This window comes from Georgenia satyanarayanai, from assembly GCF_900116375.1.
In the GTDB taxonomy this organism is placed as follows: domain Bacteria; phylum Actinomycetota; class Actinomycetes; order Actinomycetales; family Actinomycetaceae; genus Oceanitalea; species Oceanitalea nanhaiensis.
Genome location: NZ_UETB01000001.1, coordinates 280,351 through 295,517 on the forward strand (window position 1 = coordinate 280,351; position 15,167 = coordinate 295,517).

At 72.6% G+C, this 15,167-nt stretch carries 14 protein-coding genes; 10 read left to right on the top strand and 4 right to left on the bottom strand.

The features are described 5' to 3' along the window. Nucleotides 1-49: 49 nt before the first annotated feature. Nucleotides 50-856 carry an alpha/beta fold hydrolase gene (locus tag DSZ44_RS01250; RefSeq protein ID WP_181424495.1) on the bottom strand — a complete coding sequence of 269 codons (807 nt, stop codon included), beginning with the start codon at nt 854-856 and terminating at the stop codon, nt 50-52. 253 nt (nt 857-1,109) lie between these two features. On the opposite strand from DSZ44_RS01250, the gene DSZ44_RS01255 reads away from it, so the two are divergent. Continuing rightward, nucleotides 1,110-2,306 (top strand): MFS transporter, encoded by a 1,197-nt coding sequence (locus DSZ44_RS01255; protein WP_110850777.1) that lies wholly within the window; start codon nt 1,110-1,112, stop codon nt 2,304-2,306. A gap of 8 nt (nt 2,307-2,314) precedes the next feature. Here DSZ44_RS01255 and DSZ44_RS01260 read toward each other — a convergent pair whose 3' ends face one another. Further along, on the bottom strand, nt 2,315-3,559 hold the full coding sequence (locus DSZ44_RS01260) for a globin domain-containing protein (RefSeq protein WP_110850778.1): 1,245 nt from the start codon (nt 3,557-3,559) through the stop codon (nt 2,315-2,317). Between the two features lie 203 nt (nt 3,560-3,762). On the opposite strand from DSZ44_RS01260, the gene DSZ44_RS01265 reads away from it, so the two are divergent. The 5 genes from DSZ44_RS01265 (at nt 3,763) to DSZ44_RS01285 (ending at nt 8,080) form a co-directional block, all read left to right on the top strand. Beyond that, nucleotides 3,763-4,455, top strand: coding sequence for a dienelactone hydrolase family protein (locus DSZ44_RS01265; protein WP_110851285.1), 693 nt, complete (start codon nt 3,763-3,765; stop codon nt 4,453-4,455). 147 nt (nt 4,456-4,602) lie between these two features. After that, nucleotides 4,603-5,289 (top strand): hypothetical protein, encoded by a 687-nt coding sequence (locus DSZ44_RS01270; protein WP_146237449.1) that lies wholly within the window; start codon nt 4,603-4,605, stop codon nt 5,287-5,289. An 86-nt stretch (nt 5,290-5,375) separates the two neighbouring features. After that, entirely contained in the window at nt 5,376-6,317 is a 942-nt protein-coding gene (locus DSZ44_RS01275; protein WP_110850780.1) for a phosphoglycerate dehydrogenase, read from the top strand. A 56-nt stretch (nt 6,318-6,373) separates the two neighbouring features. After that, nucleotides 6,374-6,982, top strand: coding sequence for a M15 family metallopeptidase (locus DSZ44_RS01280; RefSeq protein WP_110850781.1), 609 nt, complete (start codon nt 6,374-6,376; stop codon nt 6,980-6,982). Nucleotides 6,983-7,009: 27 nt separating this feature from the next. Further along, entirely contained in the window at nt 7,010-8,080 is a 1,071-nt protein-coding gene (locus DSZ44_RS01285; protein WP_110850782.1) for an LLM class flavin-dependent oxidoreductase, read from the top strand. A 169-nt stretch (nt 8,081-8,249) separates the two neighbouring features. Here DSZ44_RS01285 and DSZ44_RS01290 read toward each other — a convergent pair whose 3' ends face one another. After that, nucleotides 8,250-10,466, bottom strand: a complete 2,217-nt coding sequence (locus DSZ44_RS01290; protein WP_110850783.1) for an HNH endonuclease signature motif containing protein — start codon at nt 10,464-10,466, stop codon at nt 8,250-8,252. Nucleotides 10,467-10,768: 302 nt separating this feature from the next. On the opposite strand from DSZ44_RS01290, the gene DSZ44_RS01295 reads away from it, so the two are divergent. Genes DSZ44_RS01295 through DSZ44_RS01305 form a run of 3 tightly spaced genes read left to right on the top strand, consistent with a single transcriptional unit; the run spans nt 10,769 to nt 13,796 of the window. Continuing rightward, the gene (locus DSZ44_RS01295; RefSeq protein ID WP_110850784.1) at nt 10,769-12,037 is read left to right on the top strand and encodes an ABC transporter substrate-binding protein; all 1,269 of its coding nucleotides are present in this window, start codon (nt 10,769-10,771) and stop codon (nt 12,035-12,037) included. Continuing rightward, entirely contained in the window at nt 12,034-12,918 is an 885-nt protein-coding gene (locus DSZ44_RS01300; RefSeq protein WP_258369131.1) for a carbohydrate ABC transporter permease, read from the top strand. The genes DSZ44_RS01295 and DSZ44_RS01300 overlap by 4 nt, the downstream gene beginning before the upstream one ends. After that, nucleotides 12,918-13,796 (top strand): carbohydrate ABC transporter permease, encoded by an 879-nt coding sequence (locus DSZ44_RS01305; protein WP_373681215.1) that lies wholly within the window; start codon nt 12,918-12,920, stop codon nt 13,794-13,796. Before DSZ44_RS01300 ends, DSZ44_RS01305 begins: the two co-directional genes overlap by 1 nt. Here DSZ44_RS01305 and DSZ44_RS01310 read toward each other — a convergent pair. Then, nucleotides 13,789-14,643 carry an SDR family NAD(P)-dependent oxidoreductase gene (locus DSZ44_RS01310; RefSeq protein ID WP_110851288.1) on the bottom strand — a complete coding sequence of 285 codons (855 nt, stop codon included), beginning with the start codon at nt 14,641-14,643 and terminating at the stop codon, nt 13,789-13,791. The two genes, DSZ44_RS01305 and DSZ44_RS01310, sit on opposite strands and share 8 nt — an antisense overlap. Before the next feature lie 229 nt (nt 14,644-14,872). On the opposite strand from DSZ44_RS01310, the gene DSZ44_RS01315 reads away from it, so the two are divergent. Continuing rightward, entirely contained in the window at nt 14,873-15,145 is a 273-nt protein-coding gene (locus tag DSZ44_RS01315) for a hypothetical protein (RefSeq protein WP_220035052.1), read from the top strand. The last annotated feature ends 22 nt before the right edge of the window (nt 15,146-15,167 follow it).

Below are 15,167 nucleotides of genomic sequence, written 5' to 3' on the forward strand. Positions count from 1 at the left end.
GGTTCCGTCCCACCGAAACACGCGCCGCAGGGGTGCGCGAGCGGTGGACTCACCCCGCCGCGAGCTGCTCGCGCACCGCCGCGGCGACGGCGTCCGGGTCCAGCTGGTGGTCGGCGCCCGCCACCTCACGGTGCCGGCCGCGCGGGAACGACTCCCCGACGGCGACGGCGGAGGCGCGCAGCATCGGCCACGTCGCCTCCCCGTGGAGGGCCAGGACGGGCACGTCGACCGGTCCGAAGGCACTCGCCTCCGGGTAGCGCCGGGACAGCGCGGTGTCGTAGACGGTGCTCGCCGCCAGCGCCTCGCGTTCCGGCCAGTCGGGAAGCTGCCGCATCTGGGTGACCACCTCGGCGGGCAGCCCGACGGCGGAGGTGAGGAACAGGGCGACGGCGTCACCGCGCCGTCCCTCGCCGACGAGCGCGTGGAGCTGCTCGGGCAGGCCGGGCGGCGCGGAGAGCGGGAAGTCCGGGGTCGCGAGCGGCGGCTCGAAGACGACCACCCGTGCCACCGGCAGACCCGTCGCGGCGGCGGCGAGGGCGAGCAGGCCGCCCGACGACGAGCCGATGACCGTCACGCCGTCGTCGTCGTCGGCCGTCCCGAGCGCCGCCTCGACCACCGCGGCGAGGTCGGCCAGCTCGCGCTCGACGGCGCCGTCGACGCCGGGGGAGAGGTCCTCGCTGTGCCCGCGCGAGCGCCGGTCGTAGACGGTGACCCGGAGGTCGCCGGCCAGCGCGTGCGCGAGCGGCAGCGCGGAGGAGTGCTCGCTCAGGGCCCCGTTGACGACGACGGCGGGCGGCCCCTCGCCGACGCTCCGCCAGGCGATCGTCGTCCCGTCCTGCGAGGTCACGTGGTCCACGGGCTGGCCCTTCCTCGGGAGGCGGCCGCTCGGCACGGCCGGCTGCCGTGATGGGTCCACAGCCTGCCACCGGGACGCTGCCCGCGGAAGGGGGTGACGCATCGCTCATCTCGCAGGACGGCTCCCGGCGGGAGTGCCGGGGCGTGCGCTCGTACTGTGATCAGCGAGCCGTCACGCCGTCGGCCGCGTGCTGTCCCGCCGCGCTCCGGTGCCTCCCCGGCCGGCTCTCCCGCACCACCCGAGGAGTCCGCCTGTGCCCATCGCCATCCTCGCCCTCGCGCTCGGCACCTTCGGGATCGGCACGACCGAGTTCGTCATCATGGGGATGCTGCCGATCGTCGGCGCGGACCTCGGCGTGGACGTCCCGACGGCGGGGCAGTACGTGTCCTCCTACGCGATGGGCGTCGTCGTCGGCGCGCCGCTGCTCACCGCGCTGACCGTGCGCCTGGCGCGCCGCTGGACGCTGGTCGGTCTGCTCGTTCTGTTCACCCTGGGCAACCTGCTGTCCGCGCTGGCCCCCACCCACGAGGTGCTGCTCGCCACGCGTTTCCTCACCGGGCTGCCGCACGGGGCGTTCTTCGGCGTCGGGGTGCTCGTCGCGGCCTCGCTCGTCGCCCCGAGCCGCCGCGGGCGGGCGATGGCCACGGTCGTCCTCGGCCTGACGATCGCCAACGTCGTCGGCGTCCCGGGGGGCACGTTCATCGCCCAGCAGCTCGGCTGGCGCTGGACCTTCGCCGCGATCGCGCTCGTCGGGGTGGTGGCGACGATCGCCGTCGCCGCCTTCGCCCCGCGCGGGGAGCGGGACACGACCACCACCGGCTCGCTGCGCGCCGAGCTCGCCGCCTTCGCCCGCCCGCAGGTGCTCCTCACCCTCGCGGTCGTCATCTTCGGACTGGGTGGCTTGTTCGCCAGCTACAGCTACGTCGCGCCGATGCTCACCGACGTCTCGGGCCTGGCGGAGTCCTCGGTGCCGTGGGTGCTCGTCCTCGTGGGCGTCGGCATGACGGCCGGCTCCTACCTCGGCGGACGCATGTCCGACCGCAGCACCCTCGCCACCCTCGCCGGCGGGCTCGTCCTCGTCATCGCCGTGCTCCTCGCGCTCACCGTGCTCCTCGACAGCCCGGTGGCCGCCGTCGTGCTCCTCGTCCTGCTCGGCTTCGGGAGCCTCGCCCTGGGCCCGGCGATCCAGATGCGGATCGTCGAGCAGGCCGGCGGCGCACCGACGATGGTCTCGGCGGGCGTGCAGTCCGCCTTCAACATCGCCAACTCGATCGGCGCGTGGCTGGGCGGCGCGGTCATCGCCGCCGGCGCCGGCCTGCGCGCCCCCAACCTCGTCGGTGCGGCGCTCGCGGTCGTGGGGCTCGTGATCCTCGGCGTCTCCGGGTTCCTCGAGATCCGCGAGCGGCGGACGACGACGGCGCAGGCCGAGCCGGTCCCGGCTGCCGCGTAGCGCGCGGGTCAGACGGGCCGCAGCCAGTCGTTGGGGGCGAAGAGCTCGTAGTGCACCCGCGTGGACGGCACGTGCGCCTTCTCGAGCTGGATCCGCAGCGCCTGGAGGAACCCGCCGGGGCCGCAGACGAGGATCTCGGCCCGCGGGTCGAGGATGACGGCACCGACGTCCATCCGCCCGGGGCACGCGCCGGGAGCCTTGCCACGCTCGAACCACAGGTGCAGCTCGGCACGGGGCAGCCGGCCCACCACCTCGCGCAGCTCGGCGACGAGAGCGGCGTCCTCGGCGTCGCGGTCGGCGTGGAGCACGGTGACCGGTCGGTCCGGCTCCCGGTCCGCGAGGTGGTGGAGGATGCCGAGCATCGGGGTGAGGCCGATGCCTGCGGAGGCGAGGACGACCGGTCCGCTGCCCGCCTGCTCGACCGTGAGGTCGCCGAAGGGCAGCGTCACCTGGAGCTCGTCCCCGGCGCGCAGGTTGGCGTGCAGCCAGCTCGAGACCTCCCCGGCCGGGTCGCTCGCGGTGGGTGCGACCCGCTTGACGGTGATCCGCCACCGCCCGGTGCCGGTGGGACCGGACAGGCTGTACTGACGCAGCTGGCGTGCGCCGTCGGGCAGGACCACGCCCACGGAGACGTACTGCCCGGGCACGAAGTCCGGCAGCGGCGCGCCGGGGGCGGGGGAGGCGAGCACGAAGGATGCGACGTCCGTGGACTCCTCGACGCGCTCGACCACCGTGGCGGTGCGGAAGACGTCGCCGGGCACGACGCCGGCGCCCGCGTAGAGGCCCGCCTCGAAGGCGATGAGCGTGCGCGCCATGATCCAGTAGACCGAGTCCCACGCCGCGGCGACCTCCGCCGTGACGACGTCCTCGCCCAGCACCTCGACGATCGCGGCGAAGAGGTGGTCGTGGACCACCTGGTACTGCTCCGGCGTGATGCCGAGGGAGACGTGCTTGTGGCCGATGCGCTCGAGCAGCTCGCGCGGGCTGGGGGCGTCGGGCGTGACGAGGAGGGTGGCGAAGGTGGCGACCGAGGCCGCCAGCGCCTTCTGCTGGGCGCCCTGGGCCTGGTTGCCGCGGTTGAAGGTGTGGCGCAGCAGCTCGGGGTGGGCGGCGAACATACGCCGGTAGAAGGTGGCCGCGATGTCGCCGATCCTGCTGCCGACCAGCGGCAGAGTGGCGATGACGACGGCCTCGTGCTCGGGGCTCAGGCGTTCCTCGACGGTGGCGGTCGGCATCTCGAGCTGTGCGGTCATGGTGTCCCCTCGTGTCGTGTCCGTGGTGACAGCGAGAGGCGGGTGCGGTCGGCAGCCCCCCGGTGCCTCCCCGACCCTAGGGAGGGGCGCGCGCGCCGGGTGCGGGACCAAGGTCCCCTCAGCCCGGCCGGGTGGCGGGCCGTGGATAGGGTGGTGACGCGGCCGGTGCAGGCCGCGGTGTCGACCCCCGGGGAGTGACCGGCATGACCGCAGCGACCACCACCGTCCGTGTCCCCGACGGTGAGATGCCCGCCCGGCTGTGGCTCCCGCCGTCGGGAACGGGGCCCGGGATCGTGCTGCTGCAGGAGATCTTCGGGGTCTCGCCGTACATCCGCTCCCGTGCCGCGGACCTGGCCGCGCTCGGCTACGTCGTCCTCGCTCCCGAGCTGTACTGGCGCGCGGAGGGCAGCGTGGACGAGTCGAGCGAGGCGTTCCTCGAGCAGGGGATGGCGCTCGCGGCGCAGCTGGACTGGGACCGGACGGTGGCCGACGCCACCGCCTCGGTGGAGGCCCTGCGCTCGCTCCCTGAGGTGGCCGGGGGTGTGGGCGTCCTCGGCTTCTGCTTCGGCGGAGGTGTGGCCTTCAACGTGGCGGCCGTGACCGACGTCGACGTCCTCGTCTCCTACTACGGCTCCGCGCTGCCGCAGCTGCTCCACCTCGCCGGCAGCGTGAGCGTGCCGAGCCTGCACCACTTCGGTACCGCGGACGCCTACATCCCGATGGAGACGGTCGAGGAGATCCGCGCGGCCGTCGCCGGCCGGGAGGTGGAGCTCCACCTGCACGACGGCGCGGGGCACGCCTTCGACAACCCGCACCCGCTGTTCCACCACGAGCGGGCCAGCGAGGACGCGTGGCGGCTCACGGCCGACTTCCTCTCCCGGCGCCTCCCGGTCTGACCTGCCGCTTCTCGGTGCCCCACAGGCGGGCGTCACGACGCTCCTCGTCGGTGGCCTGTGGATGACGTGCCCGCGGTGTCCGGCGCTCGGGTGATGCTCGGCGTGGCCCCGCAGGTGCGGGGCCGGGACCGAGGACGGGAGACCCTCATGGCCGAGACACCGATGCCGGACACGGAGCCGTGGGAGCGCGACGTCGGCTTCGCTCTCGACGCCCCGGCGCCGACCTGGCCGCGGCGTCCGCCGCACGAGCAGCCGCCGAACGCGGGACAGCCGTGGACCGACGCCGACTACGAGGAGATCGTCGCCGCGGCTCGGGAGGGCGTCACCGACATGGAGGATGTCGCCACCCGCCTCGGCCGCGCGCGGAACCCGACGCTCATGAAGGCCAGGCGGCTGCTTCCCCCGGCCGAGCGCACGGCCCCGCCCGACCGCGTCATGCGGCTGCTGCGGGAGCACCTCGAGGAGCCGGACTACGACTGGGAGCGCGTCACCCTGGAGGAGCTGCCGCCGCGTCCGGTCGTCAACCCGCCGGCGCTCACCGGCGTCGCCGGGCTGACACGTGAGGACCTCGTGCGGATCTGCTACGCCCTCGCGCTGGTCGGGGGCGTGGCGGGTGAGGACCTCATGTCGCGGGTGACGGGGGAGGTGCGCCGGCGGTGCCTCGTTCCCGAGCTCGTCGAGCTGCGGGTGCACCGGCTGCTGCACCTGGGTGCGGAGGTCACGTGGGAGCACGCCCGTTCCGACGCCGGCCGCTGGGTCGACACCGTCCTGTCACCGGCACCGGTCGAGTGGCCCTTCGTCGAGGAGGAGCACGTCGTGCCGCCCTACTGGTGACCCGAGCCCTGCAGGCCCGGGCGCGGCGCTCCGCCGTCGTCCATGATGGACACGCGCCCACCGCTCACCGACCGACGGAGCACGCCGTGAAGATCCTCCTGCCCGACTCGCTGCCGCTGCACCCGAGTCTTCCCGACGGCGTCCGCGCGATCTCCTACGACGCGTCCCGTCCCGTGCCGCCCGAGCACCGCGACGCGGAGGCGCTGGTCGTGTGGGGCGTGTCGGGCGACGACCTGGCGGAGGTCGCCGGGGACATGCCGAACCTGCGCTGGGTGCAGACGCTGGCCGCGGGGCCGGACTCCGTCCTGGCTGCGGGGTTCCCCGACGACGTCGTCATCACCTCCGGGGCGGGGCTGCACAGCCCGACGGTCACCGAGCACGCACTCACGCTGGTCCTCGCGCTGCTGCGGCGGCTGCCGCAGGCGGGCGCGGCCCAGGCCGCGCACCGGTGGGACCGGGAGATCGGTGGGGTCCAGCCGCTGCACCCGGAGGGGGCGGTCACCTCGCTCATCGGGGCGCAGGTGCTCGTGTGGGGCTTCGGGAACATCGGCCAGACGCTGGCGCCGCTGCTGCAGTCGCTCGGCGCGACGGTCCGCGGCGTGGCGCGGAGCGCGGGGGAGCGGGCCGGCTTCGAGGTGGTCGCCGAGGAGGACATCGCGACGCAGCTGGCACAGACGGACGTGCTCGTCATGATCCTGCCCTCCACGCCGGAGACGGAGAAGGCGCTCGACGCCGAGCGGCTCGCCGCGCTGCCGGAGCACGCCTACGTCGTCAACGTGGGGCGCGGCTCGACCGTCGACGAGGACGCCCTGCTCACCGCCCTCACCGACGGGACGATCGCCGGCGCGGCGCTGGACGTCACCGCCGTCGAGCCGCTGCCGGAGGACTCGCCGCTGTGGGACGCCCCGAACGTCGTCATCACGCCGCACGCCGCCGGCGGCCGGCCGGTGGGCGCGGACGAGCTCGTCGCACACAACGTGCGCGCGCTGGTCGAGGGGCGGGAGCTGCGCAACGTCGTCGAGCGGTAGTGCCTCAACCTCGCGTCCGGCCTGCCGATAGGGAGTGAGGACGAGGGGAGACAGGTATGGACGGGGTGCTCTCGATCACCCAGCGGATCTCGGGGATCCAGGCCCAGCTGACGGCGCTGTCGACGCCGCCGCCGGCGACCGTGGACACTGCCGGCACCTTCGACCGGATCTTCACCCAGGCGGCCGGCGAGTTCGCGCCGGTCACCGCCCCGGCCGCCCCGGCGGCCACGGCACCGGTCGGTGCGCTCAACAACAAGGGCGTGCCCACGGACCTCGCCATGTACGACAACGGCAAGATCCCCGCGCAGGCGCTCGCCCCGATCGGTGCCACCGGCCACAGCATGTGGGCACCGGCTGCGGCCAACTTCGAGAAGCTCCTGGCGGACGCCAAGGCGGACGGCGTGGAGATCGGCATCAACGACTCCTACCGCACCTACGAGCGGCAGCTCGAGCTCGTCGACCGCCTCGGCCTGTACAACGAGGGCGGGCTGGCCGCGGTCCCGGGCACGAGCAACCACGGCTGGGGCCGAGCGGTGGACCTCCACCTCGACGGCGAGGCCCTCACCTGGATGCGGGCCAACGGCGAGAAGTACGGCTTCGTCGAGGACACCCCACGCGAGACCTGGCACTGGGCCTACTACCCCGACCGCGTGCAGTCCCCTTAGCCTCGGGCGATCGCCTACCGTGGCGGGATGAGCAGCAGCACACCCGACCTCCAGCCCGTCCTGCCCCCGCACGAGGTCCGGCTGGGCCTCGACACCTTCGGTGACATGACCGTGGACGAGGAGGGCCGGCCGCGGACCTTCGGCCAGGTGCTGCGCGAGGTCGTGGAGCAGGGCGTGCTCGCCGACGAGGTGGGCGTGGACGCCCTCGGCCTCGGTGAGCACCACCGTGACGACTTCGCCATCTCCGCCCCCGAGATCGTGCTCGCCGCGATCGCCTCGCGGACCAGCCGGATCCTGCTCGGCACCGCCGTGACGGTCCTCAGCTCCGACGACCCGGTCCGCGTCTACGAGAAGATGGCGACCCTCGACGGCGTCTCGGGCGGTCGCGCCGAGGTCACCCTGGGTCGCGGTTCCTTCACGGAGTCCTTCCCGCTGTTCGGGCTGAACCTGTCCGACTACGAGCGGCTCTTCGCCGAGAAGCTCGACCTCTTCGCCGCGCTGCGCAGCGAGGAGCCGGTGACCTGGGAGGGCACCGTGCGCGGGCCGCTGCGCGACGCGCAGGTCTATCCCAAGACCGAGGCCGGGACGCTGCGGACGTGGATCGGGGTGGGCGGCTCGCCCGAGTCGGTGGTCCGTGCGGCACGGTACGGCTTCCCGATGATGCTCGCGATCATCGGCGGGGAGCCGTCGCGTTTCATCCCCTTCGCCGACCTGTACCGCCGGGCGTTGGGCGAGCTCGGCCAGCCGGAGCTGCCGGTGGGCGTGCACGCGCCGGGCTTCGTCGCCGCGACCGACGAGCAGGCACGCGAGCTGATGTTCCCGCACTTCAAGACGAACCGGGACCGCATCGGTGCCGAGCGCGGCTGGGGCCCGACCACCCGCATGCAGTTCGACATGGAGGTGGAGAACGGGGCGGTGTTCGCCGGCTCGCCCGAGACGGTGGCTCAGAAGATCGCGACCACGGTGCGCCAGCTCGGTCTCAGCCGCTTCGACCTCAAGTACAGCAACGGCCCCATGCCGCACCGGCACAGCCTGGAAGCGGTCCGCCTCTACGGCACCGAGGTCATCCCGCGGGTGCGGGAGCTGCTCGCCGACTGAGCGCCGCTCCCGGGTCACGGCCCGGGAGCCGCTCCGCGACGATGCGTGGCTCTCCGGCCTGCGTGTGGCTCTCCGGCCTGCGTGTGGCATGTGGCCGATGCGTGGCTCTGTGGCCGATGCGGGGCTCTCCCCCCTGCGCGTGGCGCTGTGGCCGACGCGTGGCTACCCGTCAGAAGGGAGGCTCGTCGTCCGCGTCCCACGCAGGACCGGGGTCGTCCGCCCCGACGGGGAACGAGCGTTGCGGGAGGGGCGGAGGTGTCCAGCCACCGCTGGCGCTGCTTCCCGCGGCGACCTCGGCGAGGACGGTGTCGACCACCTCGACCGGCACGCTCTTTCCGCTCCGGCGTATCTCCTTGCCGACGGCGCGCAGGCCGGCGGCGGTGCGACGCGGCATGGTGATGACAGTGCCGTCGGTGCGCCGCAGGTAGCCGTGGCCGGTCATGGTCGTCCAGGCGTAGGTGCCGTCGGAGGCTCGTGCGACGGTGAAGCCGCCTTGGCTCTTGACCGCGTGGGTGCGGTCGCACTGCGGTCCGAGGTTCCACACGGAGGTCTCCCCACCGTCCTGCCACTCGTGGATGTGGTCGAGCTGGCACTTGTGGGCGGGGGTGGAGCAGCCCGGCTCGATGCAGGTCTTGTCGCGCTCGCGGACGAGGTCGGCCATGGCAGCGGGCGGCGCGTATCGGGTGCGTCCGACGTCGAGCACCTGCCCGGTCACCGGGTCGCTCACGATCCGGCGCCACTGGCCGCCGGCGGCGAGGGCCCGAGCGACCTCGGGGGCGATCGGTCCGTACCCCTCGAGCACGGCGACCGGCTCGGGATCGCGCTCGAGTGCGTTGCGGGGCGGGACGTTGAGGTCGGGGAGGCCCACGGCGAGCGGGACGTCGAGCCGGACCTCGACGGGCAGCCCGCCGACCGTGCCGAGGCGCACCGCGGGCATCCGCCGCTGGGGCAGACGCTGTCCGGGCACCGGCGGTGCGGCGCCGTAGGGCACCTGGGTGCCCTTCGCAGGTCTCGCGCGCTTCTTCGCGGGTGGTGCCTGGACAGGTGGCTCGGCCTCCGTGCCCGATGTGGGCAGAGCTCGCTCCTCGGAGCCGGACGCAGGTTCGTCGACGGGCACAGCTGCGCCCTCGCGAGCGGGCCCGGGGTCGCCGGTGGGAGGAGTCGGCTCCGCGTCAGCGCCCGCCGTGGGGGCGCCGGTGGGAAGAGCCGGCCCCTCGTAGGCACCCACCGCGGATGCCGCTCCGTCAGTGGCCTCGCCGTCAGCCGACTGGCCCGCCGTTGGGTCGAGGCTGGGCGCCACCTGCGCCTCGGCCGGCACGCCGATGAACCCGCTGATGAGTGCGCCGTGCGCCATGAGGGACAGGCTGTCGGCGCGGAGCTGGTCCATCGTGCGACCGTCGCCGGCGTGCTTGGCCGCACGGGCAGCGCTGTCGAGAGTGATGTCCAGGGCAATGGCGTCGGCGGCGGGCAGGAGGGCCGTCATGCTCGCCATCCCGTCCGGCAGTGCACGCGGGTGGTACACCGTGCGCTTCTGGCGGGCGGCGCGATGGCGGGCGTCGGCCTCGTCCGGGTCGACGGAGATGACGGCCTTCTCGAGGTCGTCGGTCAACTGGCGCAGGGTGCGCCCCGGGGCGGTGTCGATCACCTCCCACTGGGCGGCGAGGGCGACCTCGGGCGGCAGTCCGTCCAGCCTGGTGACGATGGCCTGCGCGCGCGGGTAGTCGATGAGCCCCCGCTCCAACGCCTCACCGGTCGCCTCGAGCAGGCCGCCCAGTGCACGCCCCGTGGCGGCCATGCGAGTCCCGGCGACCTTGCTGATCTTCAGCCGCATCGCGAGCTCATGACCGGCGAGGCACTCACCGCGGGTGCGGCCGCGCTGGGTGCCGGGCCACTCGGGGTTGAGCGCGGGTCGCTCGGCGAGCACGGCCGCGGACCGCACAGCCTGCGCTGCTGCGTAGGCCTCCATCCGTTTGTGGGCCGCGGTGAGCTCGACCAGCGAGTAGTCGTCGACGTCGGCCGGATCGATGGCGGCAAGCACGATGCCCAGCACAGGGCCAGGTGGCAGGGGAGCGAGGTAGTCGCCCAGAGCACCGTCCTGCGGGATCAGCTCCGCCAGGAGGTCGCGCGGCCACGCCGGTGAGTCCACAGGACCGAAGGGAGCGGTGGCCGAAGTGTCCTGCGCCGGTTCCGGTGTCCCCTCGCTCGGGCCGGAGGCGTCCCGTGCCAGGGCCGGCGCCTGATCGATCGGCTTGGGGACGGTGGGCCAACGCCCGGGCAGCATCTCCTCGAGGCGGTCCGCGGTGGCGTCCTCGGGCCGCACGTCACCGGCGCCCTTGGCCACGTCAGCCGAACGCTCCGGCTGGGTCCCGTCCCCCTCGAGGTTCATCTCGTCACCTCCCCGTCACGGCGACAACCTCACTACTGGAACCCTCTCACCGACCACTGACATTCGACCGTCCGCCCTCCACACACCGGCTGGGACGGGTGGTGGGGGACGAGTCGGCCGGGCGGGGGGCCGGGAAGCCCCCTCGCGCGCCGGGCCGGGGAGGAGCGGTCCGAGAAGCCCCGTTTCACCGGCCCGGGATGGGTGACCAAACGACAAGAACCCCCACCGCTCGCCGCTGTCGTACCCCGGTGCCACCATGTGTCCCAACCTCGTGAAGCACCGCCGCCGAAGGGGGAGCCGCGATGAGCCGGGAGGGACTGGCGAGGGCCGCTGGACTCGGTGCTGCCGCGGCCACGGCCGCGGCGCTCGCCGGCTGTGCCGCGTCCGCGGACGAGCCGGTCGAGATCGTCTTCTTCCAGTTCAAGCCCGAGGCCACGGAGTTCTTCGCTGACGTCGCCACCCGCTTCCAGGAGGAGAACCCGGACATCCGGGTGACTGTCGACAACGTGCCCAGTGCGGAGACCGCGATGCGGATCCGGCTCGTCAAGGAGGACCCGCCCGACGTCCTCACCTTCAACGCCAACGGCACCTTCGGGGAGTTCGCCTCCGCCGGGGTCTTCCACGACTTCGCCGGCAGCCCCCTCCTCGACGGCGTCCAGGAGGCCTACGTCGAGGTGGTCCAGGACCTCGGGGCGGGCGAGCCGGGTGCGGTCAACGGCATCCCCTTCGCCGCCAACGCCTCCGGCGCCCTCTACAACGTCGAGATGTTCGAGGAGCACGGTCGCGAGGTCCCCACCACGTGGGAGGAGCTGCTCGAGACCGCGGAGTACTTCGAGGGGGAGGGCATCGTCCCCCACTTCGCCATGCTCGCCGACGCCTGGACGGCGCAGGCCCCGATGGCGCCCCTCACCGCCCAGACCCAGCCCGAGGACTTCTTCGAGGACCGCTTCGCCGGGGAGACGACCTTCCAGGAGGGATGGCGGGAAGCCTTCGAGAAGCAGGCCACCCTCTTCGACCTCACCCAGCCGGACCCGGCCGCCTCCGGCTACGAGCAGGGCACACGCGCCTTCGCCGCAGGAGAGTCGGCGATGCTCCTGATCGGCAGCTACGCCGTGCCGCAGGTCCGCAGCTTCGAGCCGGACTTCACCGTCGGGTCCTTCGCCCTGCCCGCCACCGACGATCCCGAGCAGACCACGCTCGTCTCCGGCGTCGACATCGTCCTCGCGGCCCGCGCGGACGGCCCGCACCACGAGGAGGTGGAACGCTTCCTCGAGTACCTCCTCCAGCCCGACATCGTCCAGGAGTACGCCGAGCAGCAGGTCGCCATCCCCACCCTGGAGGGCCGGCAGAACGACGATCCCGCCCTCGCCGGCATCCAGGAGTACATCGACGACGGGCGGATCGTCGGCTTCACCGACCACCAGTTCATCCAGGCCATCCCGCTCGGCCCGCTGCTCCAGCAGTTCCTCCTCGACGGGAACCTCGACGCCTTCCTCACCGAGCTCGACGACAACTGGGACCGGGTGGCCGAGCGCCGCACCTGGGGCCTCGGGGCGGTGGAGGAGCAGTGAGCCGCGGGCCGGGAACGGAGCGGAAGGTCGACCGCGCCTACTACTGGATGGTCCTGCCGGCCTTCGTCCTCTTCTTCGTCCTCCACACCATCCCGGTGCTCCAGGGCATCTTCTACAGCTTCACCGACTCACCGGGCTACGGGACGTGGAGCTTCGTCGGCCTGTCGAACTACGCGGCGCTCTTCCAGGACCCGCGCGTCGTGGACGCCTACCTCTTCACCTTCCGCTTCGCACTCGTCACGACCATCCTCGTCAACGTCATCGGCCTGGCGATCGCCCTGGGGCTCAACGCCCGCATCAAGCTGAAGAACACCTTGCGCGGCGTCTTCTTCATCCCGTACGTGCTCGCCCTGCTCGTCATCGGGTACGTGTTCTCCTACCTGTTCAACTTCTCCCTGCCCTCCATCGGGCAGGCGCTGGGCATCGAGGCGCTGAGCACCTCGCTGCTGTCGGACCCGGAGCGCGCGTGGATCGGGATCGTCGTCATGACGGTGTGGCAGGGCGCCGCCTTCACCATCATCATCTTCCTCGCCGGCCTGCAGACCGTCCCCGAGCAGCTGTACGAGGCCGCGGCCCTGGACGGCGCCACCCGCTGGCGCCAGTTCTGGAGCATCACGCTGCCGATGATCTGGGGCTTCTTCACGATCAACGTCGTCCTCGCGCTGAAGAACTTCCTCCAGGTCTTCGACCAGATCATCGCGATGACCGGCGGCGGCCCCGGCACCTCCACCGTGTCCATCGGCGTGCTCATCTACCGCGGCGGGTTCGAGGGCGGCGAGTTCGGCTACCAGACCGCCAACGCCGTGATCTTCATGATCGTCATCGTCGCCTTCGCCTTCTTCCAGCTGCGCATCCTGCGGCGCGAGGAGGTGTCCGCCTGATGTCCGCAGACGCCGTCACCATGCCCCCGCCGCGCAGGGACCGCCGTCGTCGTCGCCGCAAGCCCAGCGGCGTCAGCTGGTGGCTGACCGCCCTCCTGGTCGTCCTGTCCCTCACGGTGCTCGTCCCGCTGTACTTCACGGTGGTGATGGCCCTCAAGACCCCCGAGCAGCTCGGCGGCACCGGCTTCGCCCCACCCACCGAGTGGGCCTGGGGCAACTTCGCCGAGGCGTGGCGGACGATCAACTACCCGGCTCGGGCGCTCAACACCGCGCTCATCACGGTGGGCGCCGTCGTGCTCACGCTGCTGACGAACTCGATGGTCGCCTACGCGATCGCGCGGCAGATGCACCGGCGGCTGTTCAAGGCGCTGTTCTACTACTTCATCGCCGCGCTGTTCATCCCCTTCCCGGTGCTCATGCTCCCGGCGGCGAAGCAGGCCGCGATCCTCGGGCTGGACAACCAGGCGGGCCTCGTCCTGCTCTACACGGTGTACGGCCTGTCCTTCAACGTCTTCCTCTACACCGCCTACGTGCGGTCGATCCCGGCCGAGCTCGAGGAGGCCGCGCGCATCGACGGCTCGAGCACGTGGGGCGTGTTCTGGCGGGTGGTCTTCCCGCTGCTCGCGCCGATCAACGCGACCGTCGGGATCCTCACCTGCGTGTGGGCGTGGAACGACTTCCTGCTCCCGCTCGTCATCCTGTCCGACCCGAGCGCCGCCACCATCCAGCTCGCCCAGTACGTGTTCCAGGGCCAGTTCTCCGCCGACTACACCCTCGCCTTCGCCTCCTACCTCATGGCGATGGCGCCGCTGCTCGTCGTCTACGTCGTCGCCCAGCGGTGGGTGATCTCGGGGGTGACACGCGGCGCCATCAAGTAGCCGACGACGACGGCGGCCCGGTCAGCCCGACCAGCTCGGCGCTCCGGTCCCAGAGCCCCGCGGCGAGGCCGGCGTCGGAGGCCTGCGGGTTCGTCCTGGCGACCCCGCCCTTCTCGTAGTACTCACCGGACACCCAGTCGCGTCCCGGGGTGCCCTCGGCAAGGTGCACGAGGAGCTCGGCCCCCTTCTCCGGACCGACGAGACCGCTCAGGTGGCGCAGGGGCGTGCGGTACACGAGCCGCATGAGGCTGGTCGTGTCCGAGGCGAAGTTCGTCCGCACCACCCCGGGGTGGAAGGCCGCGGCGGAGATGCCGCGGGCGGCGAAGCGGCGGTGGAGCTCCTTGGTGACGAGGATGTTGGCGAGCTTCGCGTCGCCGTAGGCCTTCCGCGCGGAGAAGCTCGCCTCGTTGTCGAGGTCGTCGAGGTCGATCCTCCCGAAGAGCCGAGCGGCCGCGCTCGAGGTGCTGACGATCGAGGCGCCGCTCGCCGTCAGCGTGTCCATGAGGAGGTTGGCGAGCAGGAACGGCGCGAGGTGGTTGACCTGCAGGGTCCTCTCGAACCCGTCGACGGTCCGCGTCCTGTCCCCGAAGATGCCGCCGGCGTTGTTCACCAGGACGTCGATCCGTGGGTAGGTGCTCGCGAGGGCGGCCGCCAGGGACCGGACCTGGGCGAGCTCGGTGAAGTCCGCGAGGAAGTGGTCCGCGCCCAGCTCGTCGGCGATCGCCCGCGTCTTCTCGGCGGACCGGCCCACGAGGGCAACGGTGTGGCCGTCCGACACGAGTCGGCGAGCGGCCGCCGCTCCGATCCCGTCACTGGCGCCGGTGAGGACGATGGTCTTTCCCGGCATGCGACCTCCGTACGCGTGGGGGAGCGTGCTCGGGACGAGCACCGCCTCATCGAACAGTCCGTCCGTGCCCGCCGCCACCGGGGCGCGACGTAGACGAACGTCGAAGGCCCTCTGGTCGAACCTCTCTTCAGCCACGGCAGGTGCCGGCCGAAGACTGGCACCAGGCGGTTGCCCCAGCGCACCGCTCACCCGGGTTCCGAGCCTTGCCTCACCGTGAAAGGAACTCCCCATGTCCGTTGCACTCACCGATCTGCCCGCGCAGCTCTCGGCGACGCTGGTCGAGAAGCAGCACCAGCTCATCGACACGGCCAAGGACCGGTTCGACAACGCCGTCGTGCGCTACGACGCCTGGTTCCTCGTGTTCGTCGCAGTCCTCCTCGCGCTCGGCTTCGTCCTCGTGGCCGGCGCCGCGGTCTGGTGCCTCACCAAGGCGGGTGGGCGCCGGTTCACCGGCGGCATGACCTGGAAGAACGGCTTCTCGCTCTGGATCGAGTGCCGGTGACCTAGCCACGGGCCGGCGGCAG

What these genes read in the sequence shown, in the direction of transcription:
- DSZ44_RS01260 (WP_110850778.1), bottom strand. Translation starts at nt 3,559, where the DNA reads ATGACCGCACAGCTCGAGATGCCGACCGCCACCGTCGAGGAACGCCTG.
- DSZ44_RS01265 (WP_110851285.1), top strand. Translation starts at nt 3,763, where the DNA reads ATGACCGCAGCGACCACCACCGTCCGTGTCCCCGACGGTGAGATGCCC.
- DSZ44_RS01270 (WP_146237449.1), top strand. Translation starts at nt 4,603, where the DNA reads ATGGCCGAGACACCGATGCCGGACACGGAGCCGTGGGAGCGCGACGTC.
- DSZ44_RS01280 (WP_110850781.1), top strand. Translation starts at nt 6,374, where the DNA reads ATGGACGGGGTGCTCTCGATCACCCAGCGGATCTCGGGGATCCAGGCC.
- DSZ44_RS01285 (WP_110850782.1), top strand. Translation starts at nt 7,010, where the DNA reads ATGAGCAGCAGCACACCCGACCTCCAGCCCGTCCTGCCCCCGCACGAG.
- DSZ44_RS01290 (WP_110850783.1), bottom strand. Translation starts at nt 10,466, where the DNA reads ATGAACCTCGAGGGGGACGGGACCCAGCCGGAGCGTTCGGCTGACGTG.
- DSZ44_RS01295 (WP_110850784.1), top strand. Translation starts at nt 10,769, where the DNA reads ATGAGCCGGGAGGGACTGGCGAGGGCCGCTGGACTCGGTGCTGCCGCG.
- DSZ44_RS01305 (WP_373681215.1), top strand. Translation starts at nt 12,918, where the DNA reads ATGTCCGCAGACGCCGTCACCATGCCCCCGCCGCGCAGGGACCGCCGT.
- DSZ44_RS01310 (WP_110851288.1), bottom strand. Translation starts at nt 14,643, where the DNA reads ATGCCGGGAAAGACCATCGTCCTCACCGGCGCCAGTGACGGGATCGGA.
- DSZ44_RS01315 (WP_220035052.1), top strand. Translation starts at nt 14,873, where the DNA reads ATGTCCGTTGCACTCACCGATCTGCCCGCGCAGCTCTCGGCGACGCTG.